Source organism: Elusimicrobiota bacterium (assembly GCA_016182905.1).
Lineage (GTDB): Bacteria > Elusimicrobiota > Elusimicrobia > UBA1565 > UBA9628 > GWA2-66-18.
The window spans coordinates 1-23,782 of sequence record JACPFR010000035.1 but is presented as its reverse complement, the minus strand read 5'-3'; the positions used below and the strand labels follow the sequence as shown (position 1 = coordinate 23,782).

Sequence of the window (23,782 nt, the reverse complement as noted above, 5' to 3'; positions counted from 1 at the left end):
CGCTCTCGGAAGCCGAGCCGCCCGGGAAGATATTGTAGTTGCGGCCCGCGTAGTTCCATCGGTCCACGCCGATCACCGTGCAGGCCGTGTGCGTGCCGTGGGTCTCGCTGTCGGGGTTGTTGTCGACGTTCTTGGTGAAGCGCCCCTTGAGGTAGGGGTGCGTCGCCGCCACCTAGGTGTCGAGCACGGCCCAGGGCAGGACGGGGTTCTCCACCGTCGCGCCGAAGAGCTTGCCCACCCAGGCCTTGGCCCGGGCGAAGAGGGAGGGCTTCGCGTCGGGAGCGCCCAGGACCTTGGCGAGCTCGGCCTGGAGCTTGTCGGCGCCGATGATCTTGGACATCTCCTTGAGACCCACGCTGCGGACCATGGGCTCCGCCGCCTGCGGCTTGGGCACCTCGAAGATGCGGCCGCGCTGGACCTTCAGGCCCTGCGCCTCGAGCACGGCCTTGAGCAGGTCGGCCTCCGACGCGGAGACCTTGAGCACGGCGGTGTTGATCTTGGAGACCGCGCCGATGGCGCGCGCGCTGTGCGCCTCCAAGGTGCGGGGGGAGACGCCGAGCTTCTCGAGCTGGCGGTCCATGGCGGCGCCGACTTCCTTGACGCCGAAGCCGGGCTTGGCCAGGTAGACGGGGTAGACGTCCTCGGTCATGACCTTGCCGGAGCCCTCGGGGGCCGAGAGCAGGAGCTCGATCTCGCCGTCGTCCTGGCCGATGCGCTTGGCGAAGTCCGCGGCGGCGGCCTCGCGCGACTGGGAGTCGCCCATGTCCTTGGTCTCGACGGCCGCGGCCGACAGGGCCTCCATGGAGAGGGCGAACGGGGTGGGCTTGCCCTCGGCGGTCCGGTAGATGGGGGCGAGCGCCGCAGGGACCGCGGCGGCCGAGACGGGCGCCGGAGCCGCGGCGGCGGCGATGACCGGGGCCGCCAGGAGGGCCGGCGCCGCGGTGAGGGCGGGAGCGGTCAGGTTCGAGCCGAAAGACGCCGGGCTGCTCAACGCTCCCAGGCCGGAGGCGATGGTCGGAAGGCCCATCACGGGCGCGGCCGGGGCGTGGACCTTGGCCGAGGCGGCCATCTGGGCCAGCGCGGACGGAGCGGCCGGGCCCATGCTCGTGGCCAGCATGGCGAAAGCGACGGAAAGCGAAAGGCTGCGTTTCATGGAAATCTCCCTGTGTGATCCTTCTTCGCCCATCGTAGCGAAGTCGGGGGGATTCCCCTGAGGGCCCAAGGGCCGCCGCGGGCGCGCTAAACGGCCCTCGGCGGATTAGGCCCGGAGGCCTAGTACAGCGCGGTGTAGGAGTAGCTCTCCTTGGGGTACTTGCGCAGGCGCTCCTGGACCTTGGCCATGCGCATCAGCGGCGCGCTCTCTCCGCTGACGAAGCCGTCGACGAGGGCCTTCGCGCCCGCGACGTCGCCGGTCGCCTTGACGCGGACGACCTCCTTCATCAGGGCCTCGACCGCGGCGGGGAGCTTGGCGAAATCGACGCCGAAGCGCTCGACGCCGTCGGGGCCGGACTTCCACTGGAGCACGCCGGCCTTCACGAAGCTGCCGATCTGCACGGCGGAGAGCTGGCTGTAGGGCTTGGGCGCCCCGCCGTCGGTGGTCATGCCGTTGGAGATGTGTCCCATGCACCAGACGAGCTCGTGGGTGTAGATCTTCCGCGCGAGCTGGTCCGTCAGCAGGCCCTTGCGGCGCAGGAGCTCGACGTAGTACAGCGCCCCGGTCTGGGCCTTGAGCTCCTCGAGCACGCCCTCCAGGCGCCCGCCGAACACCTCGGCCGCGGTCTTGCCGCCGATCTTCGAGTCGCTGTGCGGGCCGAGGTTGTGCGTCGCCTCGTGCAGGATGGTGCCGACCAGCCCGGCCTCCTTGTCGGAGGGGTAGGTCTTCAGCGCCTCGGCGTCGAACATCTCGCCCGCCTTGAGCCGGGCCGTCTCCTTGGAGTCGGGGTCCTCGAACAGGTTGGTCATGACCACGGTGCGGCGGCGGTTCTCCGAAGCGACCTTGCCCCAGTTGGGCAGGGACTGACCGACGGTGGCGCCCAGCGGGGGCTTGGAGTCGCCGCTGTTGATCACGATCTCGATGAAGTCGGGCAAAGCGAAGGCGACGGGGCGGGCTTTATAGACGCCGCCCGTCAGGGCGGAGAGGGAGTCCTCCATCTCCTGGCGCAGCGGCGTCAGCTTGTCCTGCCAGGACAGCGAGCCGGCGTCGATGCGCGCGAAGGAGACGTGGAAGCCGGCCTTCGCCTGGCACGGGTCGAACTCGACCTCGTCGGGGCCCACGCGCAGGTACCACTTGCTGTTGCGGCTGCCCATGCGCGACCAGGCCTCGTCGGCCTCGGCCCAGTCTCCGGTCTCGAAGCCGCGGGCGGCCGCGAGCAGGTAGGCCTTCAGCGCGCCCTCGTCGAGATCCTGGGAGTCGGCGGCGGCGCGCAGCTCTTCGGCGACGAGCTTCATCTGCGGGCCGTACGCCTCGGTCAGGGACACGGCGGCGAGCTTGCCGTCCTTCTCGCGCACGACGGTGAACGGGTCGAGCAGGGCCTTGCCGTCGCGGCGCGCCTTGAGCTCGTCGCACATCGCGCCGTCCTGGGAGAGCTTCTCCGGGTACGCGTCGGACTTGCGCGCGGGGAAGGAGGGGACGGCGCCGCAGAAGGGGTCGCTCTGCGTGGCGGGCGCCTCGCACCAGGGACCGTGGTTGCGCTCGAACAGCGCGAGCGAGGCCGAGTCGCCCGGGATCAGGGCCGAGCGCCAGCGCTTGCCGCCCTTCTGCGTCTCATAGAGCTCGTCGATGATGCGGCCCGCGGCCGCGACGCGCTTGACGAGCTCGCGCTCCGCGGCGGGCGCCTTGCGGAAGTCGCTGAGGATGAGGTTGGGGCGGCCCTGGTCGAGCTCCCGGCGCACGGCCTCGCGGCGGCGTTCCTCCACCAGGAACTTGTACGCGTGGTCGAACTCGGCGGTGAACTTGCCTTCGAAGACGAAGCGCGCGAGCGCCTCCCCGTCGCCGACGGCGGCGAGGTCCTCGGGCCGCAAAGTGTCCGTGTCGCGGGCCACGGGCAGCCAGAAGACGGGGATGCCGGAGCGGGCGGCGAGCCGGTTGAAGTCGGAGCGGGGGAGGGCGGGTGCTGCGAGCGCGGTCGCGGGCAGGAGGGCGGCGAGCAGGAGAAGGGAGAGCGCTTTGTTCATGAGGAAAGCGTAGCACTCCTGGCGGAACGCGCGCGCGGAATCTCTACTTCGCGAGGCGGTCGAACAAGCCTTGGAAGTGCCGCCGCCACCCGGCGTCGCGGTAAGAGAAGATCGGCTCGGCCCGCTCGGCGTCCTGGCCGGCGGGAGGGCGGCTCAGGAAGTAGACGTCGAAGCCGTCGACGGTGAAGGCGACGACGGTCTCCTGGCCGGTCTTCGCGGCGGCCTCGTAGTCCGCCTCGCTCGGCGGATAGTCCCCGGCCCAGCCCTTCGGGCCCGCGTCCGGAGGGTGGCAGTGCCAGGTCCCGCCGTCGCGGCCGCTCCAGTCGTCGGCGATCATGCCCTTGAGCTGCGTGCCGAAGTCCCCGGAATAGTGGCTGGCGGCCGACTCGGCCACGGTGTCGACGGTCATGCGCAGCAAAGCGGCTCGCTTCTCCGGAGCCAGGCGGCCCTCGGCGTCCCACTGCGCGCGCCGGGCGAGGTGGCTCTTGAGTATGCCCATCGGATCGAGCAGGGCCATCTTCGCGGGCTCCGCGGCGTAGAGCCGGGCGAGCGCGGCGGGGTCCTCTCCCGCGGCGATCATCTCGCGCAAGGTCGGGCGCAGGAGGTCGTCGATGTAATGGAGGTTGATGCCGCCGGGCTCGAGCGCGATCGCCCCGCCCAGCTCGACGGTGTAGGGCTTGCCGGCCACGACGACGCGCTCCTCGATCGAGCGCTCGAAGGCGCGGCGGACCTGGGCTATGGCGGCGGGCGTCGAGAACGCGGCCTTCAGGTCCGCGCTCAGCGTCGCGGGAGCGTCCGGTCCGGTCAGGCTGAAATACTGGTTCATGTGCCGCAGGGCCGAGCCGAAGGCCGCGGAGACCGGCAGCGCCGAGCCGGAGGCGTCCTGCAGGCGCCAGGCGCCCCGGCTTTCCACGAGCGTCACGCCCGCGCGGCCCTTGCGCCAGGCGTCGGCGCGCGCCGCCTCGGCGCCCAGGCCCGCGGTGTCGTGGTCGGCGAGGAGCTTGAGACCGGGCTCGACGACGGGAGCCGCGAGGAGCTTGCCTTCGGGGAGTCTCGCGGAAACGGTGTGATAAGCGAACGCGGGCAGGGCCGGCGCCCAGCTCTCCTGGGCGCGGGAAGCCCCGGCCAGGACGAGGAGGGCCAAGGCGAGCAGCGCGCGGGTCTTCACCCTATGAGGTTAGTCGGCGCGCCCCTCGTCGGGGAGGGCCTTCAGGGCACGCGCCCTGGGCCCTCCCCGGGGGACGGACTCAACGATTCGGCGTGTCGTAGACCGGCGGCGTGCTCTCCGGCTTTTCGGGGGACATCGGCGCGGGCTCGCTCGGCGCGGGCTCTTTCGCCGCGGGCTCGCTGGGAGCCGCGGCCGGGGCGGCGGACATGAGGCCCTCGAAGTAAGGCGAGGTCTTCCCCGCCTTCTCGAGCGATCTCACCTTCAACGCGAACGCGCGCGCGTCCAGGACGCTCCGCTGGCCTTTGACGATCTCGTCGGCGAGGTTGAGGGCCAGGAAGTTCATGCGCTCGCTGTCGGAGTGCGAGGACACCTCTCCCGCGGCCCGGTTCACCACGATCCGCTTGTCGAATTTCTCGATCTCGGCGATCTTGTCCACCGGGACCTCGCGGCTGATGACCTGCTCCAGGTGATCCTTGGTCCCGCCCATCATCGGGCGGGTGAAGCCTTCGCGGCGCAGGATGGTCTTGCGCCAGGGGGCGTTGTCCACCCAGACCAGCTGGTTCTCATCGGCGGAGCTCGGCTGCCCATAGCGCTCGATCAGGATCTTCGCCTCGTTGCGCAGCTTCTTCGGCCATTTCTTGATCGCCGTCTCCGCCGACATCGCCTGGGCGGCGTCGGCGTCGCGTTGGGCCGAGGCGAACCCCGGGGCGCAGGCCAGTACGGCCGCGAAGCCTAGCCCCGTGATGCGAAGGCGCGTCCAGGAATCAAGTTCGATCATGTGTTACCTCCTCGATGATTTTGCTGCCGAGGGCGATTGTAGCCGGCGCGGGGAGGGGGGCACCATGGAGGCTCGGCAAACGTTTGGTGCCGCGGGTGTAGCCGCGCCGCTCAGGCGGGGTACTGAGACATGACCGACTCGGCCGCGCGGCGCGTCAGGGCGTGATAGGTCGGCGCGGCGCGGGCGAAGACCTCCCGGGCGACGGCGCGTCCGGGCGCGGTTTTGCCCAGAGCCTGATACAGCGGCCGCACGTACTTCATGCGTCCGACCCGCGCCAGCATCCGGCGCGCGGGCTCGAAGGCGGGCTCGTAGCCGTTGGCGGCGGCGAGGCACAGCCACGCCGTGAGGATCTCGTAGTTCCCGCGGCCGGTCAGCTTCAGCGCGGCGTCGAGCTGGGCGCAGTCCTCGCGGCCGAGCTCGCGCGGCAGTTTCTGAAGGAAGAGGAGGATCTCGTCGGGGCGCCACTCGGCCGTTTCCGCCGCGTCGGGTCGGCGTCCCTCCTTCCACGAGCGGGCGAGCGCGGTCAGCTCCTCGAGTCGGGCGGAAACGAAGCGCGGGGCGTTCTCGGGCAGGCCGGGCCGGTCGAGCCAGGCGGGGGCGTCCACCTCGGCCAGGAGGCCGGGGAAGGCCGATTCGACGAGAGCGCAGAACTGCTCGGTGGTGACGCTCTGGAAGCGGAAGCGCTTCATGTACGACTTCACGAAGCGGTCGAACTCGGCCTCGCCGGCGGCGCGCTCGAGGGCGACGACGAAGCGCGCGCCTTTCTCGTAGGGCACGACGCTGAAGGCGTCGTCGGGATCCACGCCCTTGAGATGAGTGCGCAGGCGCGTCAGCTCGGGCTTGTCCCGGAAGCGCTCGAGCGCCTCCTCGAGCTCGCGCTGGCCGATGCCCCAGGCGAGCCCGGCGGCCTCCTCTCCGCGCAGCGCCTTGAGGATCCTCCGCTCGGCCCACACCGTGAAGCCCTCGTTGAGCCAGAAGTGCTCGGCCGTCGCGTTCGACACGAGGTTGCCGGTCCAGCTGTGGGCCAGCTCGTGCGCCACGACGTCGACGAGGCTGCGGTCGCCCGCCAGCAAGGTGGGCGTCAGGAAGGTCATGCGCGGGTTCTCCATCCCGCCGTACGGGAACGACGGAGGGAGGACGAGCATGTCGTAGCGGTCCCAGTCGTAGGGGCCGAACAGGGCCTCGGCGCGCGCGATCATCGGCTCGGTGTCGGCGAACTCCCACGCGGCGGCGGCGATGGTCGCGGGCTCCGCCCAGACCCGGCAGCGGTGCGAGAGATCCCGGCCCTCCAGTTCGCCGACGGCGAGCGCGAACAGGTAGCTCGGGATCGGCTGGGGCATGCGGAACTTGAAGGTCCGCCAGCCGGCCTCCGCGGGGCCGTCGCCGGCGGGCCCCGCGCTCATCACGGCGGTCAGGCCTTCGGGAACGGTGATCTCGGCCTCGTAGGCCACGCGCGCGATAGCGCTGTCCTGGCAGGGCAGCACGGTGCGCGCGTGGATGGCCTGGCATTGGCTGAACAGGAACGGGAGTCTCTTTCCCTCCGTCTGCTCGGGCGACAGCCACTGCAGGCCGACGGCCGCGGGGCTCGTCTCGTAGGTCAAGGTCACGGAGTTCGTGTTCGCGGGAAGCTCGAGGCGAAGGCGGCGGCCGAGGATGGGCTCCTCCGGACCGAGCGCGAAGGGCGCCGGCGCGCCGCCGTCCGTGACGGCGCTCTCGACGCTCAAGCCCTTCGTGTCGAGATCGAGAGTCCCCGCCGCGGGCCGCGCGAAGAGCAGGGTCGCCTCGCCGCGAAGGACCTTCCGTTCGAAGTCCGCCCGCAGGCGAAGACGCCAGTTTCTCGTGCGGGGCTGGGCGTCGTCGAAACAGGAGTGGGGGTCGACGCGGGCCATGCTCAGGACGGGCAGCCGCCGCCGCCGCAAGGGCCGCGGCGTCCGCACGGGAGTTCCGGCGACGGGCCTTTCGCCTTGGACGCGACCTTGGGGACGCGGTCGCTGACGCGCACGATCTCGCCGGTCTCCTTGTCGTAGCGGTAGGTGCCGGTCGCGGCCTGTCCGGCCGGGGCTTTGCGGGAGCGTTTCGCGGTCTTGGGCGGCATGAGGCGATTATACCTCGTTTGCCCGGCGCCGAAAGCCGGGGGGAGGCTCGGGTCGCCCCGAGCCTCCCCCCTACGGCGATAGGGCTTACTTCGCGCTGACCTTGTAGACGAGCCCGCGGTGCAGCACCGTCACCTCGGAGCCGAGCGCGAAGTAGCGCGCCAGCCCGGGATCCTTCGAGAGAAGGTCGAAATACGCGGCGCTGCGCGCCGCCACCGCCACCGTGCGCCGCGACGAGGCCTCCGGCGCCTCGGCGTCCGCGTCCACCCAGACCTCGCCGCGCTTGTAGAAGGTCTTGCCGCCGATCGTGCGCGTCTCGACCGAGGCGAAGCCTTTGCTCTTGTTCTCCTCGCGGGCGTCCTTCTCGAGCTTGGCCAGCATCAGCGTCGATGACGGCGCGCCGTCGAACGAGCCGGCCTTGCCTCCCGCGCCGCGCACGGCGGCGACCGACGGGACTGCGCCTTTCATCGCGCCGAAGACCATCGAGTCGGACTGCGCCTCCGCCGCGGCTCCCGGCCCGCCCATGAAGCCGCTGCGGGCCGCGTTCGCCGACAGGGCGTCGAACCGCCGGCGGGCCGCGTTCTGGACCCGGCCGAGGTCGGCGCCTTCCTCGGTGACGAGGAACGAGGTGTAAGGCGTCACGATGCCGTGCTTCTTGGCGAGCCGCACGATGGACGACACCACCTCCGGGTCCGCCGGGCGGCCGGAGAGGCGGATCAGGTCGAGCTCGTGGCCGATCTTCTGCGCGGCCCACAGCCGCGGCAAGAACGCGTGCCGGGAGTTCTCCGCCGGCAGCTCCACCGGGAACTCGAAGCGCGCGGGTTTGCCGCCCGCTTTGCCCGTGACGATCAGGGTCCCTTTGCCGCCGGAGCGGAAGCGGCCGTACAGCGCCAGCTCGCCGCCGTGGAACAGGTCGGGCACCGGCCGCGGGAAGACCTGGTCGACCTCGACGCCGTTCCACTCGATCTTCACGTCCGTCAGCGCCGGACGGGAGACCTTCTGATAGAGGGACGAGAGCTTGGCCTCGATGTCCTCGTTGGGAGCCACGTAATCGCGTGCCCCGCGGCCGGCTTCGGCCAGCTTATCGAGGAGCAAGGTGTTCACGTCCGAGCCCACGCCGAAGGAGAAGACGCGGGCGCGCAGGGCCGCGTTGTCCTGAGCGGCCTTGCGCAGCAGCGCACCCGGGTCGGTCTGCCCGATCGTCGGCACGCCGTCGGTCAGGAAGAACAGCATCGGCGTGACGCCTCCGGCCGTGTTGAGGAGCTTGAGTCCCTGGTCGAGCCCGGCCTCGATGTTGGTCCCGCCGGCCGCCTCGATGCGCTCGATGTAGCGCTTGGCCCGGGCCTTGTTCTCGGGCGTCGCGGCGAGCAGGGTCCCTTCTTCGAGCGCGCTCCAGTCGGTCGCGAAGTCCACGACGCCGAAGCGGTCCTGGGGATTGAGACGGTCGACGCACCAGGTCAGCGCTTTCCGGGCCTGCTCCATCTTGCCGCCCTCCGTCATCGAGCCGGAGCGATCCACGACGAACACGACGGCCTTCGGCGCGGCCTTGGCCTCGGCCTCGATCTTCGGCGACAGCGTGAGCAGGAAGGTGCCGTCCTCGCCGCTCTCGCGGTAGGCGAGCACGCCGGCGGCGAGCGGGTCCTCGCGCATCGAGAACGTCAGCGCCAGGTCCTGCGGGCCGGCCGAGCCCTCCTCATAGCTGATCGTCGCGCCATGCTCGCCCTCGCGGACGATGCGGGTGTCAGCGTTTGATGAAAGAATCGTGCGAAGGGGGCGGGTGGTCTTCACCGCGATCCGCGCCGAGGCCCGTCCGCCCTCGCCCTGCGTGAAGCGGGCCGAGCGCATCGGCACCGACAGCGAGACGAGGCCGCCGTTCTTGGCCAGCGTCTGCGTCATCTTGAGCGTCGCGACGATCTCGCCGCGGGGCTCGATCGGGAACACCTTCGCGCGGAACATGCGCTCGCCGATGAGCTCGAGCAGGCCGGGGTCGATGGCGCGGCTGACGATGCTCTGGTAGATCGAGGAAGCCTGGGTCGCCTCGAGGAGCTCGCCCTTCGTCTCTTTGCCGCCGATCACCATCGAGAAGCCGGACAGCGAGGCGTCGGCCGGCAGCGGCACCATCAGCACGCCCTCCAGGCGCCGGTCGGTGGGGTTGCGGAAGACGATGCGATAGGACAACTCCGCCACCTGGTCGGTGATCGTGCCCTCGACGTGATAGGCCGCCATCGTCACGGGCGAGGCGTCGGGAGGAAGGACCGGCGCCGGGCGGGGGCCGGGCATGGGCACCGGCTGCGGGAGCGTCCGCGGGCCGGGGCCCGGCAGGAACGGGTGCGGCATCGGCATGCCGGGCAGGAAGGCGCGCAGCGCGGCGTTGGCGGCGCCGATCGGCCAGGCGATGAGCTGCTGCGACGAGGCGGGAGCGGCGAGACCGAGAACGAGCAGGGCGGACAGCGCGTTGCGTTTCATGTGAGCTCCTCCGTATCGAGGAGTGGGACCCCGGCCCCGCGGAAAGGTTCCCGGTCGCGGGCCGCTAGGGCGCGAGCTTGACGACGACCGGCTTGGGGGAGAGCGTCACGGCCCGCACGCGCGCGGAGGGGTCGTCGAAGCCCGCGTCCTTATAAAGGACCACGATGAACTTCTTCCGGTTCTGCACGTCCGTGATGCCGCAGCCCGCGGGCCCGGCGAGGAAGACCGCCATCTGCTCGGGGAAGGCCACCGCCGGAGGCTCGCCGGGAAGGCCGGCGGCGGCCCAGGCGGCGGAGAGCGCCTCGGCGCTCTTGAGCGTGAGGGCTTTGACGACCGGCGCGCCGCCCTTGGCCTTGGCGGCGCCGCGCACGGCGCCGACCGCGCCGCGGGCTCGGTCGACGCGGGCCGCCTCGGGCGAGGCTTGAAGGAGCATGTACTCGCGCCCGCCGCCGGCGAGCTTCGGCTCGTCCTCGTCCTTGTCCATGATCTTCGCGATGCCCATGCGCTTCTTCTCTTCCTCGAAGCCTTGGTAGAGCCGCTCGTTGATGGCGGAGCGCTCCTCCTCGCTGCGGGCGAGATAGCCGCTGCTCCCGCCGTCGCCGAGCGCGCTCGGGGCGGGCGCGGGCGCGGCCGCGCCCGGCGCCGAGGGGGCGGCGCGGCGGGCGAAGCCGCCTTCGGCGGACGCGGGCCCGTCGGCCTCCTGGACCTCGAGGGGCTTGCCCGGGGCGCTGATGTGCTTGCCGAAGGTCGAGGCGACGCCGGCCTTTGCGCCGGCGTCGTCCTCCTTCTTCGCGGTCTGGGCCGCGAGCTCGTTGGCGGCGGCGCTCTCCGCGCTTCCGGAGGACAGGTCGTCGAGCCCCTTGTCGCGCGAGCCCATGGCGGAGAGCTGGCCGCTGACGTCGATCGAGGGAGGCGCCTCGGCGGCGCTCTTCACCGCGACCGTCTCGCTGTCCCAGCCGACCCGGGGGGCGATCAACTGCTCGGGGGCGCGGGTCTTGTCCCAGACGACGAGGGCGACCACCGCGGTCGACAGGACGAAGGCGAGGGGGCGGTAGGCGGGCGGAAGGATGAGATAGTCCCGCTCGGGCTTGGCGTCGCGGGCGCGCCGGGCTTCGAGCCGCGCCATGAACCCGGCGGGCAGCGGCTCCTTCGGCAGCCCCTTCACCGACGCGGAGACGGCGCGCAGGGCTTCGAGCTCGAGGCGCATCTCCTCCGAGCGCGACAGTTCCCCCTCGAGGGTCGCGCGCTCCGAGTCGAGGAGCGCGCCGTCGAGATAGGCGGACAGCTTTTCGCGGATGGCGTCGTTCATGCGGATACCTTGACGAGCAGAGTCTTGAGTTTGGCGCGGGCGCGGAACAAACGCGACTTCACAGTGCCTTCGGCGAGACCCAACACCTCGCCGATCTCCCCGTAGGAGCGTTCCTCGATCTCGCGCAGGACGACGATGGCCCGGTCGTCCGCGTCGAGCTGAAGCAGGGCTTTCTGCACCACGGCGGCCGTTCCCTCCTTTTCGAGCTCCGTGTCGAGCGGCGCGTCGTTGCCTTTCGGCTCGTACACCGGCTCGTCATCGTCTTCGTTTCCGAACGACCCGAACGAGATCGTCTTCCAGAACCCCCGGCTTTTTTCGGCCCGCACCCGGTTCTTCCAGGTGTTGACCGTGATCGTGTACACCCACGTCGAGAGCTTGCTGTCGCCCCGGAACTTCGGCAGGGCCTTCAAGGCCCGGATCAAGGCGTCCTGCGCGAGATCCTCGGCGTCCGAGCGGTTGCCGGTCAGGCGCAGCGCCACGTTGAACACGAGCGGAGAGTGCTCATCGAGGAACTGCTGCTCGCTCACCGGTTGTTGTGACCCTGGGGAGGTCAAAATGTTCCTTAGCGGGCGTAGGTTTTGACGTCGGCGGCGACCGTGAACGGCGCGCCGGTCAGGGCTTTCACGGCGTCGACGGTGGCGTCGGGCGAGAGCGCCGACAGGACGAGGCCGTCCTTGGTCAGGTCGAAGGTCGCGAGCTCGGTGACGATGGTGTTGACGACGGCTTTGCCGGTCAAAGGCAAAGTGCATTTCTTGAGAATCTTGGGCTTGCCGTCCTTCGTCGCGTGCTCCATCGCGACGATGACGCGCTTGGCGCCGGCGACCATGTCCATGGCGCCGCCCATGCCCTTGACCTTCTTGCCCGGGATCATCCAGTTGGCGAGGTCGCCGTCCTCGGAGACCTCCATCGCGCCCAGGACGGTCGCGTCGAGGTGGCCGCCGCGGACGATCGCGAACGAGTCGTGCGAGCCGAAGTACGAGCAGCCGGGGAGCTCGGTGACCGTCTCCTTGCCGGCGTTGATCAGGTCGGGGTCCTGCTCGCCCTCGTGCGGGTAGGGGCCGTAGCCGAGCATGCCGTTCTCGGTGTGCAAGGTGACTTCCACTCCGGGCTTCAGGAAGCCGGGGATGAGCGTCGGGATCCCGATCCCGAGGTTGACGTAGGAGCCGTCCTCGAGCAGAGAGGCGGCCTGGCGGGCGATGACGACGCGGGAGTCCTTGGGCTCAGACATGGGCGGCGGCCCTCCTCAAGGTCAGTTTCTCTATTGGTTTCTTGTAGGTCGGCCCGGTCAAGACCGCGTCGACGTAGATGCCGGGCGTGTGGATGTGCTCCGGGTGCAGCCCGCCGACGTCGGTGAGGTGCTCGACCTCCGCGACGACGTAGTCGGCGGCGGTGGCCATGACTTGGTTGAAATTGCGCGCGGTCTTGCGGTACTCGAGGTTGCCGAGGACGTCGCCCTTGTACGCCTTGATGAAGGCGAAGTCGCCCTTGAGCGGCTTCTCGAACACCATCCAGCGCCCGTCGATCTGGCGGGTCTCCTTGCCCTCGGCGACGGGCGTGCCGTAGCCGGTCGGGGTGAAGAAGCCGCCGATGCCGGCGCCGCCGGCGCGCAGGCGCTCGGCCAAGGTCCCCTGCGGGTTCCACTCCACCTCGATCTGCTTGGTGAGGGTCATCTCCTCGAAGGCCTTGCACTCGCCGCCGTAGGACATGATCATCTTGCGCACGCGGCCGGCGCGCAGCAAAGTGCCTATTCCAAAATCGTCGAGGCCGGCGTTGTTGGAGACCAAGGTGAGGCCCTTGGCGCCGCCGTCGAGCAAGGCGGGTATGAGGTTCTCGGGGAGGCCGCACACGCCGAAGCCTCCGAGGAGGATGGTCGCGCCGTCCTTCACGCGCGAGACCGCCTCTGCGGCGGTGGAGATGGCTTTATTCATCGGGACGACCTCCAGAAGGAATCGACGCCCGGCGCCGGGCGGATGACCGCCTCGGCGCCGAGCGTCGAGCTGATCAGGCGACGGCGAGGGCTTTCTTGGCCTTGGCGCCTTTGCCGAGGACTTCCTCGCGCAGGGCGACGGCCTTGTCCGTCTTCTCCCACTCGAACCCCTTCTCCGTGCGGCCGAAGTGGCCGTACGCGGCGGTCTGGCGGTAGATCGGGCGGCGCAGCTTGAGGGTGTCGATGATGCCCTTCGGCGTCAGCGGGAACAGCTTGCGGACGGCGGCCTCGATGCGCATCTCATCGGCGGAGCCGGTGCCGTGCGTGTCGAAGTAGACGCCGACGGGCTCGGCGACGCCGATCGCGTAGGCGAGCTGGACCGTGCACTCCTCGGCGAGGCCGGCGGCCACGACGTTCTTGGCGATGTAGCGGGCCATGTAGCAGGCCGAGCGGTCGACCTTCGTCGGGTCCTTGCCGGAGAACGCGCCGCCGCCGTGCGGGGCGCGGCCGCCGTAGGTGTCCACGATGATCTTGCGGCCGGTCAGGCCGGTGTCGGAGGCGGGGCCGCCGACGACGAACTTGCCGGTGGGGTTGATCAGGAACCGCGTCTTGTCGTCGATCAGGCGCTTGCCGAGGACGGGGCGGATGACGGTGTCGATGATCTCCTTGCGCGACTTCTCGGTGATCTGGTCGCCGGTCTTGTCGAGGATCTCCGGTCCATGCTGGGTCGAGAGCACGACGGTGTCGACGCGGACGGGGCGGCCGTCGAGGTACTCGACGGAGACCTGCGACTTTCCGTCGGGGCCGAGGTAGGAGAGCTGGCCGGACTTGCGGACGTCGGCGAGCTTCTTGACCAGCTTGTGGGCGAGCATGATGGGCAGGGGCATGAGCTCGTCCGTCTCGCGGCAGGCGTAGCCGAACATGATGCCCTGGTCGCCGGCGCCACCGGTGTCCACGCCCTGGGAGATGTCGGGGGACTGGCGGCCGATGGCGTTGAGGATGGCGCAGGAGTTGGAGTCGAACGCGTACTCGGGGCGGGGGTAGCCGATGTCCTTGACGACGTCGCGGACGATCTGGTCGATGTCGAGCATCGCCTTCGTGGTGATCTCTCCACCGACGATGACGAGGCCGCGGGCGACGAAGGTCTCGCAGGCGACGCGGCTCATGGGATCGATCGTGAACACGGCGTCCAGCACGGCGTCGGAAATCTGGTCGCAAACCTTGTCGGGATGGCCTTCGCTGACCGACTCGGAATTGAAGAAGTACTTGCCCTTGCGCTGCATGCTTGAGTCCTCCGGGCCGTGCTTTGGGCGGCTTTGCCGCCGACGGCCGTCACGCGGATTATACAAATTTACGACGAGAAACGACCTGCCGCCCGGGCTTTTTGTATCGGCCATGCGGCCGCCCTAGGTCCCGATCATGCCGTTGGCCCTTGGTCCTTTCGAGCTTCACCTGCATTCCCCGCCCGATTTGCTAGCCTTGCGCCGTGGATGACCTCGCCGCGCGGGGACGCGCGATCCTGGAGGCCGGGCGCTCCGGCGCTCTCTCGACGCATTCGGTCGAGAGGCCGGGCTTTCCTTTCGCGTCCCTGGCGCCGTACGCCCTCGACGACGTATCCCGGCCCCTGCTCCTCCTCAGCGGCCTGGCCGTGCACGCCCGCAACCTTGCGGCCGATCCGCGCGCCTCTCTGATGGTGGCGGAGGGCGACGCGCAGGCCTCGGGACGCGTCACCGTCGTCGGGCGCGCCGTCCATCTCTCGGGCGCCCAGGCCGACGCCGCGCGGGCCGCCTATCTCGCCCGACATCCCGAGGCGAAGGCGTGGGCCTCCTTCGGCGACTTCGCGTTGTGGCGCCTCGAGCCCGAGGATTCCTATGTCGTCGCGGGCTTCGGCTCCGCGGGCTGGACCGGAGGCCGCTAGTTCGGCTTCCCGTCGATGGCGGGCTCGGCGACCGCCACCAGATTCTCGTCCGGGTCCAAGAAATACGCGGTGCGATCGCCCCAAGGCCTCGGCGACAGCGCGCTGACCAGGACCGCGCCGGACTTCCGCAGTCTCGCGGCGGCGGCCTGGGCGTCCGAGACCCGGAAATACAGTTCGAACCTGAATCCCTTGTCGCCCGGACGTATCCGGCCCCGTTCTCCGGCGATCCGCCCGATCACGCCGCGCGCGATGATGGACAGGTGGGACTGCCCCGCCCCGAATTGGACGTAATCGCCTTCGTCGGCTTGAACGGGAAGCCCCACGACGTCCCTGTAGAAGACCTTCAGCCTCTCCACATCATCCGTCACGACGACGGGCAGCAATCCGGTGACCATGGGTTCCTCCGCGCGAGTCGAGACCGCAAGTACGCAACACAAAGACAAGGCGTTGAGGATCGCGCGCACGAGGGCCGCGGTCTTGGGGTGAGCCGCCAGCTCCCGGGCTTTGCGCGTTCCGGAGCCGGTCGCCACATAGAACCGCCAGCCCACCTCGAGCAGAGTGACAGGACGCGCCTCGGGCGCGAATCCCCGCTCGGCGTCGACTGTCGCGAGACAGGCGATCGCGCGGCGGGGCTGAGGGAAGAGACTGCGGATCTCGGCTTCGAGTTCGGTGTTCATGCCCAAACTCTAGGCTTTTCGCCGGGAAGCCGCTCGGAAAATATTGCGGTACTGCGAGGGCGGCATTCCGGCGTGGCGCTTGAAGGCTTTGTTGAACGCCGAGATATCGGCGAAACCGACGTCGAAAGCGATCTCCGTCACGGCTTGCGCGCCGGACTGAAGCTTCTGTTTCGCGACGTCGACTCGAAGACGGTTGAGATACTGGATCGGAGTGATGCCGGTCTTCTCTCGAAAGGCGCGCACGAAATGGAACTTGCTGAGGCCGGCGCGGCTCGCGACCTGCTGCAGATCCAGATCCGGCGAGCTCATTTCATCGCGAAGGGCCGCCTGCGCGCGCGCGACGGGGCCCGGGTAGTAGCCTTTCCGCTCCAGAGCGCGAAGCTCGGCGCTCGCGCCGTGCTTGAGCCCGGTCGTGAGCTCGATCACCAGTTCGGTCAGCGCACAGTCGATGGCGACATGGGAGGATCCGGGGGCGGCCGCGGCGCTGAAAAGAGCGGCGAGGGCGGCCTTAAGGGTCGGAGAGGGTCGGACCAGAGCGTCGTCGAAGACGAGCTCGTCGGTATTCATCCGAACGTCCGAAAGGAGGTCGTCGACGAAGCCCGGGTGGATGATCACCGCGCGCAGATCGCGGAGGTCGGGGTTCGCGGAGCATTCCTCCACATGACGCTCGCGCGCGTTGAACACCATGAGGGCGTCGTCCGCGACGACCCAGCTTTTGCCGCGAAAACGCCGCTGATGACGCGTGCCCCCGGAGGCGAAGCAGAGCTCGAGGCCGGAATGCTCGGCGTCCGAATGCTCGTAGTAGCCGGCGGTGGCGACCCTCAGCGTCGTGCAAAGCCCGAAGTGATCCCGGCGGTCGGTGGTGCAGGAGCCCGGTTCCATCGCGTCCAATTTTAACATGCATTCGCGCTCCGCGGCGCGACAGACGGCGCCTTGATGCGCCGGAAAACTAATTCGACCGGCCGTCGATGGCGGGTCCGGCCGCCGTCAGCGCGGTTCGCGTGGGCTCGATCGCCCAGGCGGCGGGCTTGTCCCGGTCGGTGACGGCGAACAGGAGCTTGCCGTCCTTCGGGTCGGTCCCCAGGAAGCGGCCTTCGTGCGAGCTCCACGGCACGCTCCAGCGCTGGCCGCCCTTCTCCGCCACGAGCAGGACGCGCGGGGAGAGGAAGTCCTTGCCCGTGTCGTTGCGCCGGCTCGGGTCCTTGGCGATCGCGTATAGGCCGCGTTCGTTCTCGACGGCGGTCTCGATCTCGCCCTCGGCCTCGAGCAGGGGAGAGCGCCGGCCCGTCCGGGGATCGCCGGACTCGAGGACGAAGGTCCCGCTCTCCGACATCCAGCGCGCCGACAGCGCGCTCCCGTCGAGGCGGACCGCCAGCGGGGCGCCGGTCAGCGCCACGCGCCACTCGGCGGCCCGGCTGCCGTCGCGCAGGTCGTAGACCGTCATGCGCGGCCGCGCGGTCTGCCTCTCGGAGACGACGAGATAGGGCTCGTCGAGCAGAAGCCCCCGCCACGCCGCGGGACCATCGAGGACGCCTTCCGCTCCGGACGGGCCGAAGGCCTTCCAGCGGAGGCCGTCCTTGACGTTCCAGACGGCGACGGGGTCCGGCGACCAGGCGGGGTGGGCGATCGCGGCGGCGCCGGAGACGCCGATCGGGTCCTCGGAGACGATGCGGCCGTCCTTCGAGTCCACGACGAGGACGACGCGCTGCGACGGCTCGCTGCGCGAGGCGGCGTTGACGGCGATCTTGCCGGCGTCGATCAGGACCTTCCCGCCGTCCCGCGCGAGAGCGAGGCGGTCGCCGAGCACGAAGCCCTTGAGGCGCCGCCGGGTCCGCGAGCCGCTCGCCAGGTCCCGCACGACGAGGTAGGTGCGGTCGGGGAAGCGCCCGTCGATGAAGGCCAGGCGACGCGAACCGGGACTCCAGGCGAAGCCCTGGGCGGCGTAGGAGCCGTCGAGCCGCTCCACGCCGGGCGGCAGGGGCGCCGAGCACGCGGCGAGCAGCGCGAGAAGGATCGCGCCCCTCATCGGGCTAAGACCGGATGTTGAGGACGGCCGCCTCGTAGACGGAGATGTTCTCGCGGACCTGGCCGTTGGGGCCGATGATGCAGTTGGTCAGGCGGACCTTCTCGCCGACGGTGACGTTGTCGAAGAGGAGGCAGGTGTCGAGGCTGGCGCCTGCGCCGATCTGGGCGCGGTCGCCGATCACGGTGCCGGGCCCGATCTTCGCGTCGGCGGCGATGCGGCAGCCCTTGCCGATGATGACGGGCGCGATGAGCTTGGCCTTGGGGTCGACGACGGTGCCTTCCTGGACCCAGACGCCCTTGCGGATCTCGACGCCGGGGATGTTGATCTTGGCGCGGCGCTCGAGGCAGTCGGCCTGCGCGCGGCGGTACTCGGTCAGGTTGCCGACGTCGCACCAGTAGGCGTCGGTCTCGTACGCGTAGATCGGCTTCTTCAGCTTGAGGAGCTTGGGCCACAGGTTGTGGCCGAAGTCGAAGGCCTTGCCCTTGGGGATCAGCTTCAAGACCTCGGGCTCGAAGAGGTAGATGCCGGTGTTGACCTTGTTGGAGAACACGTCGCCCCAGGAGGGCTTCTCGAGGAAGCCCTTGATCCTCTGGCCGCCGTCGGTCAGCGTCACGCCGTACTCGAAGCGGGCTTCGACGCGCTTGGTCGCCATCGTGGCCATCGAGCCGCGCTTGCGGTGGAAGTTCCACATCGCGGTGAGGTCGATGTCGGACAGGCCGTCGCCGGACATGACGAAGAACGGGCCGTCCTTGAAGAAGGCCTCGGGCTTCTTGATCGCGCCCGCCGTGCCCATCAGCTTGGGCTCGTGCGAGTAGTGGATCTTGAGGCTCCAGCGCGAGCCGTCGCCGCAGTAGCCGCGCACCTGCTCCGGGTGCATGTGCAGGTTGATCATCACTTCCTGCACGCCGTGCTTGAGGAGGTTGTCGAGGACGTGGTGGATGACGGGCCGGTTGACGACCGGCACCATCGGCTTCGGGGTCTCGTAGGTCAGCGGGCGCAGGCGGGTGCCCGCGCCGGCCGCCAGGACCATCGCCTTTTTAGGGAACATGTCTTAGGCGTTCAGGTTCGGAGCGACCCACTTCTTGGCCATGTCGAGCAGGCCCTGCGTGCGCTCGGCCTTGTCGCTCTCGGCGTAGACGCGCATGAGGGGCTCGGTGCCCGACGGGCGCATCAGCAGCCAGTGGCCGTCCTCGAGGACGATCTTGAGGCCGTCGATGGAGATGAGCTCCTTGATCGCGGTGCCGAGGAGCTTCTTCGGCAGCTTCTTGACGAGCTTCTGCGTCCAGAGCGCCTTGTCGGCGACGGCCTTGTGGATGCGGTAGTCGATGCGCTTGTAGTGCGAGGCTCCGAAGCGGGTCTCGACTTCCTTCCAGAGCTGGGAGGGCGTCTTTCCGGTGACCGCCATCATCTCGAGCATCAGCAGCGCGGTGAGCATGCCGTCGCGCTCCGCGATGCCGCCCTTGGTGGCCCAGGCGTAGCCGCCGGACTCCTCGCCGGCGATGTCGGCCTCGCCGGCGGCGATGCGCTCGGCGACGTGCTTGAAGCCGACCGGGAGCTGCTCGAAGGGGATGCCCTTCTCCTTGGCGATGCGCTCGGCCAGGTAGCCGAGGGAGACGGACTGCACGATCTTCTTGGCGTACTTTTTCTTCTCGGTCAGGTAGAGGACGATCATCGGGAAGACCTGGCAGGGCGTCAGGTACTTGCCGTTCTCGTCGACGAGGCCGAAGCGGTCGGCGTCCCCGTCGAGCGCGAGGCCGACGGACGCCTTGTTGCGCTTTACCGCCTCCGACAAAGCCCCTAGATACTGCTCGATGGGCTCGGGGTGGACGCCGCCGAACAGGGGGTCGTGCTTGCCGCGGATCTCGACGAGGTTCTTGGGGCCGATGACGTCGGCCATCAGGCCGGCGCCGGCGCCGTGCATGTAGTCGATGACGATCGGCTTCTTGATCTTCGCCTTGATCTTGGGGAGGTCGGCGCGCGCCTTGAGGTACTGCAGATAGACGTCGCGGAAGGACTTCGTCTTGATCTCGGCGGCGCGGGTCGGCGCGGTGCGGTCCACCCAGGCCTCGACGCCCCGGGTCACGGGCTCGAGCGCGGCGCGGCCGTCGATCTTGATCTTGACGCCGTTGTACGACGGCGGGTTGTGGCTCGCGGTCACCATGACGCCGACGCCGCCGAGCTTCTTGGTCATGTAGCTGACGGCGGGCGTGGGCAGGGCCTCGGCCATGAGGACCGGGTGCATCTGGTTGGCCTCGAGCACCTTGGCGATCTCGCGCGCGAAGGCGTCGGACTGGAAGCGCTTGTCGTAGCCGATGACCATCGGGCCGGCGAGCGGGCCCTTCTTGTCCTTGATCTGCTCTTCCTTGACGTAGTCGGCGATCGCCTGGGCGACGCGGCGGCAGTTCTGGAAGGTGAAATCACGCGCGATCACGCCGCGCCAGCCGTCCGTGCCGAACTTGATGGGGTCTGCCATGTTATTTGCCTCTCCGTCCGTAGTCGTCCTGCAGGCGTACGACGTCCCACAGTTCGGGCGTGGACACCTCGATGAGGGTCACGCGCCCTTTCGGCGCTTCAAACCGGTGGATCGTCCGGGGCGGGATGGTGAACGCCGCGCCGGGGCCGACGGTCCTCGTCTTCTTGCCGAGCAGGAGCTTGAGGCGGCCCCGCAGCACCATCAGAGTCTCGTGCTTGCGGCGGTGCAGCTGGAGGCTCAGGCGATGGCCTTTCTCGATGACGAGGAGCTTGCCGACGTATTTCTTGGTGCGGGCGAAGATCATCTCATGTCCCCAGGGCTTGGGGACCCGCTCCACCGCGCCGTTCCTCGCCGCGCTCATAGCTGGCTGTAGCCCCCGACCGTGGAGCCGCCGGCCAGCGCCGTGCCGGGGCCGAGCACCGCGTGGGTGCCGACTCGCGCCTTCGGCCCGACGATGCAGCGCTCGAGGCGCGCGCCGTCGCCGATCGCCGCTCCGTCGAGCACGACGCAGTCCGTGAGCTGGGCGCCGCGGCCGATGACGACCTTCGAGCCGAGGCTCACCGCCCCCGAGAAGCGGGCGAAGGGGGCCACCTTCGTGCCGGGGCCGGCCGTCACGCGCGCGCCGTCGGCGTTCTTGAACGGGCGGGCTCCGGAGCCGGGCTTGAAGGGCGTGCGGCCCTGGAGCAGGTCGAGGTGCACCTGCAGATAGGCGTCGACGGAGCCGATGTCGATCCAGTAGCCGGGCGCGACATAGCCTGAGATCCGCGCCCCGGCCGCCAGGCGCTCGGGAAAGAGGCCGCGCTCGAGGGAGTAGGGCTTGCCCTGGGGGAGATGGGCGAACACGGACGGCTCGAACAGGTAGGCGCCGGCGTTGACCGAGTTGGTCGTCACCTCGTCCCAGGACGGCTTCTCCAGGAAGCGGCGCACCATGCCCTTGTCGTCGGTGATCACGAGGCCGTAGCGGGTCGGGTCCTTCACGCGGGTCAGCGCGATCGAGATCTCCGCGCGGCGGGATCGGTGGAACCGCATGAACGCGCCGAGGTCGAAGGCGTTGAGCACGTCGCAGTTGAGGGCGAGAGTCGTCCCTTTCAGGTAGGGCTCGGCGTTCTTGATCGCGCCGCCGGTGCCGAGGGGGATGCGCTCGCGCACGTAGGTGATCTTGAGGCCCAGGCGCCGCCCGTCCCCGAAGGCGCGGCGGAAGGTCTCCGCCCGGTAGGAGGTGCAGAGCACCACTTCCCGGACCCCGTGCCGGCTGAGGACTTGGAACTGGTACTCGAGGAAAGGGCGGTTCATGACGGGCAGCAGCGGCTTGGGCGTCTCCAAGGTGAAGGGACGCAGCCGGGTGCCCATGCCGCCGATGAGGATGACCGCTCTCACGCTCCGCTTCGCTCCGCGTGATTTTCTTTCATAAGGCGGGATTCTACAAAAATAGATTAACAAGGTGTCGGGCTTCCCGGTCTATATTTATTATGATGGTCGCTCCTATATGGCCCAGAACATCTACGTCCCGCCGTCCCAGGCGACGAACCGCAAGACCTTGGTTTTCAGCCTGCTGGGGTTGGTGCTGTTCATGGCCGCCGAAGCGCTGCTCCTGCGGTCCTATATCCGCACGGACACCCGGCCTCCGTCCTGGGACCAGTCGATCCACATGGAGATCGCGCTCGATTATCGCGAGGCCCTCAAGGAAGGCCGCCTCTCGGACGCCTGGTACCTCGCTCCGAAGCCGGGGATGCCGCCCTTCCCGCCCGCCTACCACCTTCTCCTCATGCGCGCCTACGCCTCGCCCGACCCCGCCCACGCGGCGCTCTGGGTCAACTGGTTCTACCTGGCCCTCCTTTCTATCTCGATCTTCGCCGTCGCCTGGCGCTTCCGCCCCGACGAGACCGCGCTGGCGGCCGTCGTCCTCTTCGCCGCGTCGCCCGCGGTCCAGGACCTGCTGACGACCCAGCTCGTGGATCTGCCGCTGGTGGCCTTGGCCGCCGCCGCCTATTGGGCCCTCCTCGCCTCCGACGAGTTCACGCGCTGGCTCCCGTCCCTGATCTTCGGCGTGCTGCACGCCGCGGGCATGCTGCACAAGTGGTCCTTCTTCAGCTATATGTTCCCGGCCTACCTGGTCGCCCTGCGCGCCTTCCGCGACAAGCGCAGCGCCGTGATCATGCTCACGGCCGCCGCCGCGTCCGCCGGGCTGATCGTCCCGTGGTACTCGGCGCATATCGCGCTCCTCCCTTCCCGCCTGGTGCAGGCCTCCAGCGATTTCGCGATCTCGGTGTGGACCCCCGGGGCCTGGCTCGTCTACGCCAGCCAGGCTTCGAACGCCATCGGCCCGATCGTGTGGCTCCTCGGCACGATCGGCCTGCTCGCCCCTCAGTACAAGCGCAACCGGGACCAGGGCTGGGTCCTGCTCGCCTGGTTCGCCACCAGCTACGTCTTCTGGACGGTGGTCCCCAACCGCCAGCTGCGCTTCCTGCTGCCGGGCCTCGTTCCCATCGCCGTCGGGTTCTGCTCGACCTGGCCCAAGCCGGTGACCTGGGGCGCGGCGCTCCTCCAGCTGGTCTGTCTGGTCAACTTTTTCGGCGGCTGGGTCGGCCCGGTCACGCTGGACCTGGCCTACTACAAGCCCCAGTTCTTCCAGAACCGCCCGGCGGCGAAGGTGGATTGGAAGACGGAGGAGATCCTGCGCCGCATCGAGGCGGAGCGCGACCCCGCGAGGCCCATCACCAACGTGACGCTCGTCGCCAACGACGAGTATTTCAACGCGCCGACCTTCCACTGGATGCAGCGCCGGCTCGGCCTCGAGCACGTGCGCATGCGCGGCGTCAACCGGCGCCTGTCCGAGCTCTCCGAGTTCGTGCTGCTCAAGGACCCCAAGGTGGGCCCGCCGACCGTCGTCTTGGGCCTGCCCGAGGCCTCGGCGGAGATCCGGGACCCGAAGACCTGGTTCGGCCGCGCCTACGAGGAGATCGCGCGCTGGCCGCTGCCCGACTCCAACAGCGCGATCCTCTACCGCCAGCGCCGGGGCCTGAAGAAGCCGTACGAGGGCAAGTTCCTCGTCTACCAGCACTACTCCTCGGGCAAGGTCGTCGTCAAGGACCTCAAGGCGAATTTCGGGCCGTGGGACAAGGAAAAGTCGGTGTACACGACGATGAGCCTGAACGTCGGCCAGCTCAACCTCCGCGGCCTCATCCTCAACGGGACGGACATCGACCTGGTCAACGTCGGCTTCATCCCGATCATGAAGAAGGAGCGCGAGGACGACTGGGTCGACATCCGGCTGCTCCGCCTGGAGCGCCTGCGGATCCGGTCGCTCGACGTGGGCGCCGACGAGCTCAAGGCGTTCCTCTCCGAGCGCGTGAAGGGCCTCTCCGTCGACGAGCTGTCCCTCGACAAGACCGTGCGGATCAGCGGCTCCTACAACGGCAAGCCGGTCTCCGCCGAGGCGGGGCTTCAGCTCCTCGACATGCCGCGGCGCCTGAAGATCGACATCATGTCCGTGCGTCTCGCCGGGCTGACCGTCCCGCTCTCGGTGTTCAAGGAGATCAAGGAGCTCACCATCCCCCTGTATCCGAACCCCGAGACGCCTTTCGCCATCGAGATGCCCGGGCTCACGATCGCCAACGGCCGCCTGACGATCCCCTAGGCCGCGGCGCCGTCAGCGCGCGAAGAACGGGCCGGCCTTAGCTTCCAGCAGGCGTATCAGCTCGGAGTCCATGTAGCCGTAGTCGTCGGGGATGCCGAGGCAGACGACCTTCTTTCCCTTCAGGCAGGAGCCGAAT

23 protein-coding genes are annotated in these 23,782 nt (G+C 69.3%); 2 read left to right on the top strand and 21 right to left on the bottom strand.

The window, feature by feature from the left end; all coding sequences use genetic code 11:
- The 13 genes from HYV14_11900 to HYV14_11840 form a co-directional block, all read right to left on the bottom strand.
- On the bottom strand, positions 1–172 hold a 172-nt coding region (locus tag HYV14_11900; protein MBI2386703.1), incomplete at its 3' end, for a hypothetical protein.
- Positions 173–1,153 (bottom strand): hypothetical protein, encoded by a 981-nt coding sequence (locus HYV14_11895; GenBank protein MBI2386702.1) that lies wholly within the window; start codon positions 1,151–1,153, stop codon positions 173–175.
- 119 nt (positions 1,154–1,272) lie between these two features.
- Positions 1,273–3,174: a hypothetical protein gene (locus HYV14_11890; protein MBI2386701.1), complete on the bottom strand. Its 1,902-nt coding sequence runs from the start codon at positions 3,172–3,174 to the stop codon at positions 1,273–1,275.
- A gap of 43 nt (positions 3,175–3,217) precedes the next feature.
- Complete coding sequence (locus tag HYV14_11885) at positions 3,218–4,342, bottom strand: hypothetical protein (protein MBI2386700.1); 1,125 nt, start codon at positions 4,340–4,342, stop codon at positions 3,218–3,220.
- A 79-nt stretch (positions 4,343–4,421) separates the two neighbouring features.
- Positions 4,422–5,120 carry a hypothetical protein gene (locus HYV14_11880; protein ID MBI2386699.1) on the bottom strand — a complete coding sequence of 233 codons (699 nt, stop codon included), beginning with the start codon at positions 5,118–5,120 and terminating at the stop codon, positions 4,422–4,424.
- 110 nt (positions 5,121–5,230) lie between these two features.
- The gene (locus HYV14_11875) at positions 5,231–7,009 is read right to left on the bottom strand and encodes a M1 family metallopeptidase (protein ID MBI2386698.1); all 1,779 of its coding nucleotides are present in this window, start codon (positions 7,007–7,009) and stop codon (positions 5,231–5,233) included.
- 2 nt (positions 7,010–7,011) lie between these two features.
- On the bottom strand, positions 7,012–7,215 hold the full coding sequence (locus tag HYV14_11870) for a hypothetical protein (protein ID MBI2386697.1): 204 nt from the start codon (positions 7,213–7,215) through the stop codon (positions 7,012–7,014).
- 85 nt (positions 7,216–7,300) lie between these two features.
- Complete coding sequence (locus HYV14_11865) at positions 7,301–9,679, bottom strand: VWA domain-containing protein (GenBank protein ID MBI2386696.1); 2,379 nt, start codon at positions 9,677–9,679, stop codon at positions 7,301–7,303.
- 64 nt (positions 9,680–9,743) lie between these two features.
- Entirely contained in the window at positions 9,744–10,988 is a 1,245-nt protein-coding gene (locus HYV14_11860) for a hypothetical protein (GenBank protein MBI2386695.1), read from the bottom strand.
- Positions 10,985–11,515 carry an RNA polymerase sigma factor gene (locus HYV14_11855; GenBank protein ID MBI2386694.1) on the bottom strand — a complete coding sequence of 177 codons (531 nt, stop codon included), beginning with the start codon at positions 11,513–11,515 and terminating at the stop codon, positions 10,985–10,987. The genes HYV14_11860 and HYV14_11855 overlap by 4 nt, the downstream gene beginning before the upstream one ends.
- Before the next feature lie 35 nt (positions 11,516–11,550).
- Complete coding sequence (locus tag HYV14_11850) at positions 11,551–12,216, bottom strand: CoA transferase subunit B (protein ID MBI2386693.1); 666 nt, start codon at positions 12,214–12,216, stop codon at positions 11,551–11,553.
- Positions 12,209–12,916, bottom strand: coding sequence for a CoA transferase subunit A (locus HYV14_11845; GenBank protein ID MBI2386692.1), 708 nt, complete (start codon positions 12,914–12,916; stop codon positions 12,209–12,211). Before HYV14_11845 ends, HYV14_11850 begins: the two co-directional genes overlap by 8 nt.
- A gap of 73 nt (positions 12,917–12,989) precedes the next feature.
- Complete coding sequence (locus HYV14_11840; GenBank protein ID MBI2386691.1) at positions 12,990–14,198, bottom strand: methionine adenosyltransferase; 1,209 nt, start codon at positions 14,196–14,198, stop codon at positions 12,990–12,992.
- 203 nt (positions 14,199–14,401) lie between these two features.
- Between HYV14_11840 and HYV14_11835 the strand changes: the two genes are divergently transcribed.
- Complete coding sequence (locus HYV14_11835) at positions 14,402–14,833, top strand: pyridoxamine 5'-phosphate oxidase family protein (GenBank protein MBI2386690.1); 432 nt, start codon at positions 14,402–14,404, stop codon at positions 14,831–14,833.
- Here HYV14_11835 and HYV14_11830 read toward each other — a convergent pair.
- The 7 genes from HYV14_11830 to HYV14_11800 form a co-directional block, all read right to left on the bottom strand.
- The gene (locus HYV14_11830) at positions 14,830–15,510 is read right to left on the bottom strand and encodes a VOC family protein (protein ID MBI2386689.1); all 681 of its coding nucleotides are present in this window, start codon (positions 15,508–15,510) and stop codon (positions 14,830–14,832) included. The two genes, HYV14_11835 and HYV14_11830, sit on opposite strands and share 4 nt — an antisense overlap.
- Before the next feature lie 9 nt (positions 15,511–15,519).
- The gene (locus tag HYV14_11825; GenBank protein ID MBI2386688.1) at positions 15,520–16,392 is read right to left on the bottom strand and encodes a helix-turn-helix domain-containing protein; all 873 of its coding nucleotides are present in this window, start codon (positions 16,390–16,392) and stop codon (positions 15,520–15,522) included.
- Between the two features lie 67 nt (positions 16,393–16,459).
- Positions 16,460–17,536, bottom strand: a complete 1,077-nt coding sequence (locus HYV14_11820; protein ID MBI2386687.1) for a hypothetical protein — start codon at positions 17,534–17,536, stop codon at positions 16,460–16,462.
- Positions 17,537–17,540: 4 nt separating this feature from the next.
- Positions 17,541–18,584, bottom strand: coding sequence for an NDP-sugar synthase (locus HYV14_11815; protein ID MBI2386686.1), 1,044 nt, complete (start codon positions 18,582–18,584; stop codon positions 17,541–17,543).
- 3 nt (positions 18,585–18,587) lie between these two features.
- On the bottom strand, positions 18,588–20,009 hold the full coding sequence (locus HYV14_11810; protein ID MBI2386685.1) for a phosphoglucomutase/phosphomannomutase family protein: 1,422 nt from the start codon (positions 20,007–20,009) through the stop codon (positions 18,588–18,590).
- Between the two features lies 1 nt (position 20,010).
- Positions 20,011–20,370: a cupin domain-containing protein gene (locus HYV14_11805; GenBank protein ID MBI2386684.1), complete on the bottom strand. Its 360-nt coding sequence runs from the start codon at positions 20,368–20,370 to the stop codon at positions 20,011–20,013.
- Positions 20,367–21,386: an NDP-sugar synthase gene (locus tag HYV14_11800; GenBank protein ID MBI2386683.1), complete on the bottom strand. Its 1,020-nt coding sequence runs from the start codon at positions 21,384–21,386 to the stop codon at positions 20,367–20,369. The genes HYV14_11805 and HYV14_11800 overlap by 4 nt, the downstream gene beginning before the upstream one ends.
- Positions 21,387–21,495: 109 nt before the next feature.
- On the opposite strand from HYV14_11800, the gene HYV14_11795 reads away from it, so the two are divergent.
- On the top strand, positions 21,496–23,646 hold the full coding sequence (locus HYV14_11795; GenBank protein MBI2386682.1) for a hypothetical protein: 2,151 nt from the start codon (positions 21,496–21,498) through the stop codon (positions 23,644–23,646).
- 12 nt (positions 23,647–23,658) lie between these two features.
- Here the strand turns inward: HYV14_11795 and HYV14_11790 are convergent.
- The coding region (locus HYV14_11790) for a phosphotyrosine protein phosphatase (protein MBI2386681.1) at positions 23,659–23,782 on the bottom strand (124 nt) is incomplete at its 5' end.

What these genes read in the sequence shown, in the direction of transcription:
- HYV14_11890 (MBI2386701.1), bottom strand. Translation starts at nt 3,174, where the DNA reads ATGAACAAAGCGCTCTCCCTTCTCCTGCTCGCCGCCCTCCTGCCCGCG.
- HYV14_11880 (MBI2386699.1), bottom strand. Translation starts at nt 5,120, where the DNA reads ATGATCGAACTTGATTCCTGGACGCGCCTTCGCATCACGGGGCTAGGC.
- HYV14_11865 (MBI2386696.1), bottom strand. Translation starts at nt 9,679, where the DNA reads ATGAAACGCAACGCGCTGTCCGCCCTGCTCGTTCTCGGTCTCGCCGCT.
- HYV14_11815 (MBI2386686.1), bottom strand. Translation starts at nt 18,584, where the DNA reads ATGTTCCCTAAAAAGGCGATGGTCCTGGCGGCCGGCGCGGGCACCCGC.
- HYV14_11860 (MBI2386695.1), bottom strand. Translation starts at nt 10,988, where the DNA reads ATGAACGACGCCATCCGCGAAAAGCTGTCCGCCTATCTCGACGGCGCG.
- HYV14_11895 (MBI2386702.1), bottom strand. Translation starts at nt 1,153, where the DNA reads ATGAAACGCAGCCTTTCGCTTTCCGTCGCTTTCGCCATGCTGGCCACG.
- HYV14_11875 (MBI2386698.1), bottom strand. Translation starts at nt 7,009, where the DNA reads ATGGCCCGCGTCGACCCCCACTCCTGTTTCGACGACGCCCAGCCCCGC.
- HYV14_11850 (MBI2386693.1), bottom strand. Translation starts at nt 12,216, where the DNA reads ATGTCTGAGCCCAAGGACTCCCGCGTCGTCATCGCCCGCCAGGCCGCC.
- HYV14_11870 (MBI2386697.1), bottom strand. Translation starts at nt 7,215, where the DNA reads ATGCCGCCCAAGACCGCGAAACGCTCCCGCAAAGCCCCGGCCGGACAG.
- HYV14_11825 (MBI2386688.1), bottom strand. Translation starts at nt 16,392, where the DNA reads ATGGAACCGGGCTCCTGCACCACCGACCGCCGGGATCACTTCGGGCTT.
- HYV14_11805 (MBI2386684.1), bottom strand. Translation starts at nt 20,370, where the DNA reads ATGAGCGCGGCGAGGAACGGCGCGGTGGAGCGGGTCCCCAAGCCCTGG.
- HYV14_11840 (MBI2386691.1), bottom strand. Translation starts at nt 14,198, where the DNA reads ATGCAGCGCAAGGGCAAGTACTTCTTCAATTCCGAGTCGGTCAGCGAA.
- HYV14_11795 (MBI2386682.1), top strand. Translation starts at nt 21,496, where the DNA reads ATGGCCCAGAACATCTACGTCCCGCCGTCCCAGGCGACGAACCGCAAG.
- HYV14_11820 (MBI2386687.1), bottom strand. Translation starts at nt 17,536, where the DNA reads ATGAGGGGCGCGATCCTTCTCGCGCTGCTCGCCGCGTGCTCGGCGCCC.
- HYV14_11845 (MBI2386692.1), bottom strand. Translation starts at nt 12,916, where the DNA reads ATGAATAAAGCCATCTCCACCGCCGCAGAGGCGGTCTCGCGCGTGAAG.
- HYV14_11830 (MBI2386689.1), bottom strand. Translation starts at nt 15,510, where the DNA reads ATGAACACCGAACTCGAAGCCGAGATCCGCAGTCTCTTCCCTCAGCCC.
- HYV14_11810 (MBI2386685.1), bottom strand. Translation starts at nt 20,009, where the DNA reads ATGGCAGACCCCATCAAGTTCGGCACGGACGGCTGGCGCGGCGTGATC.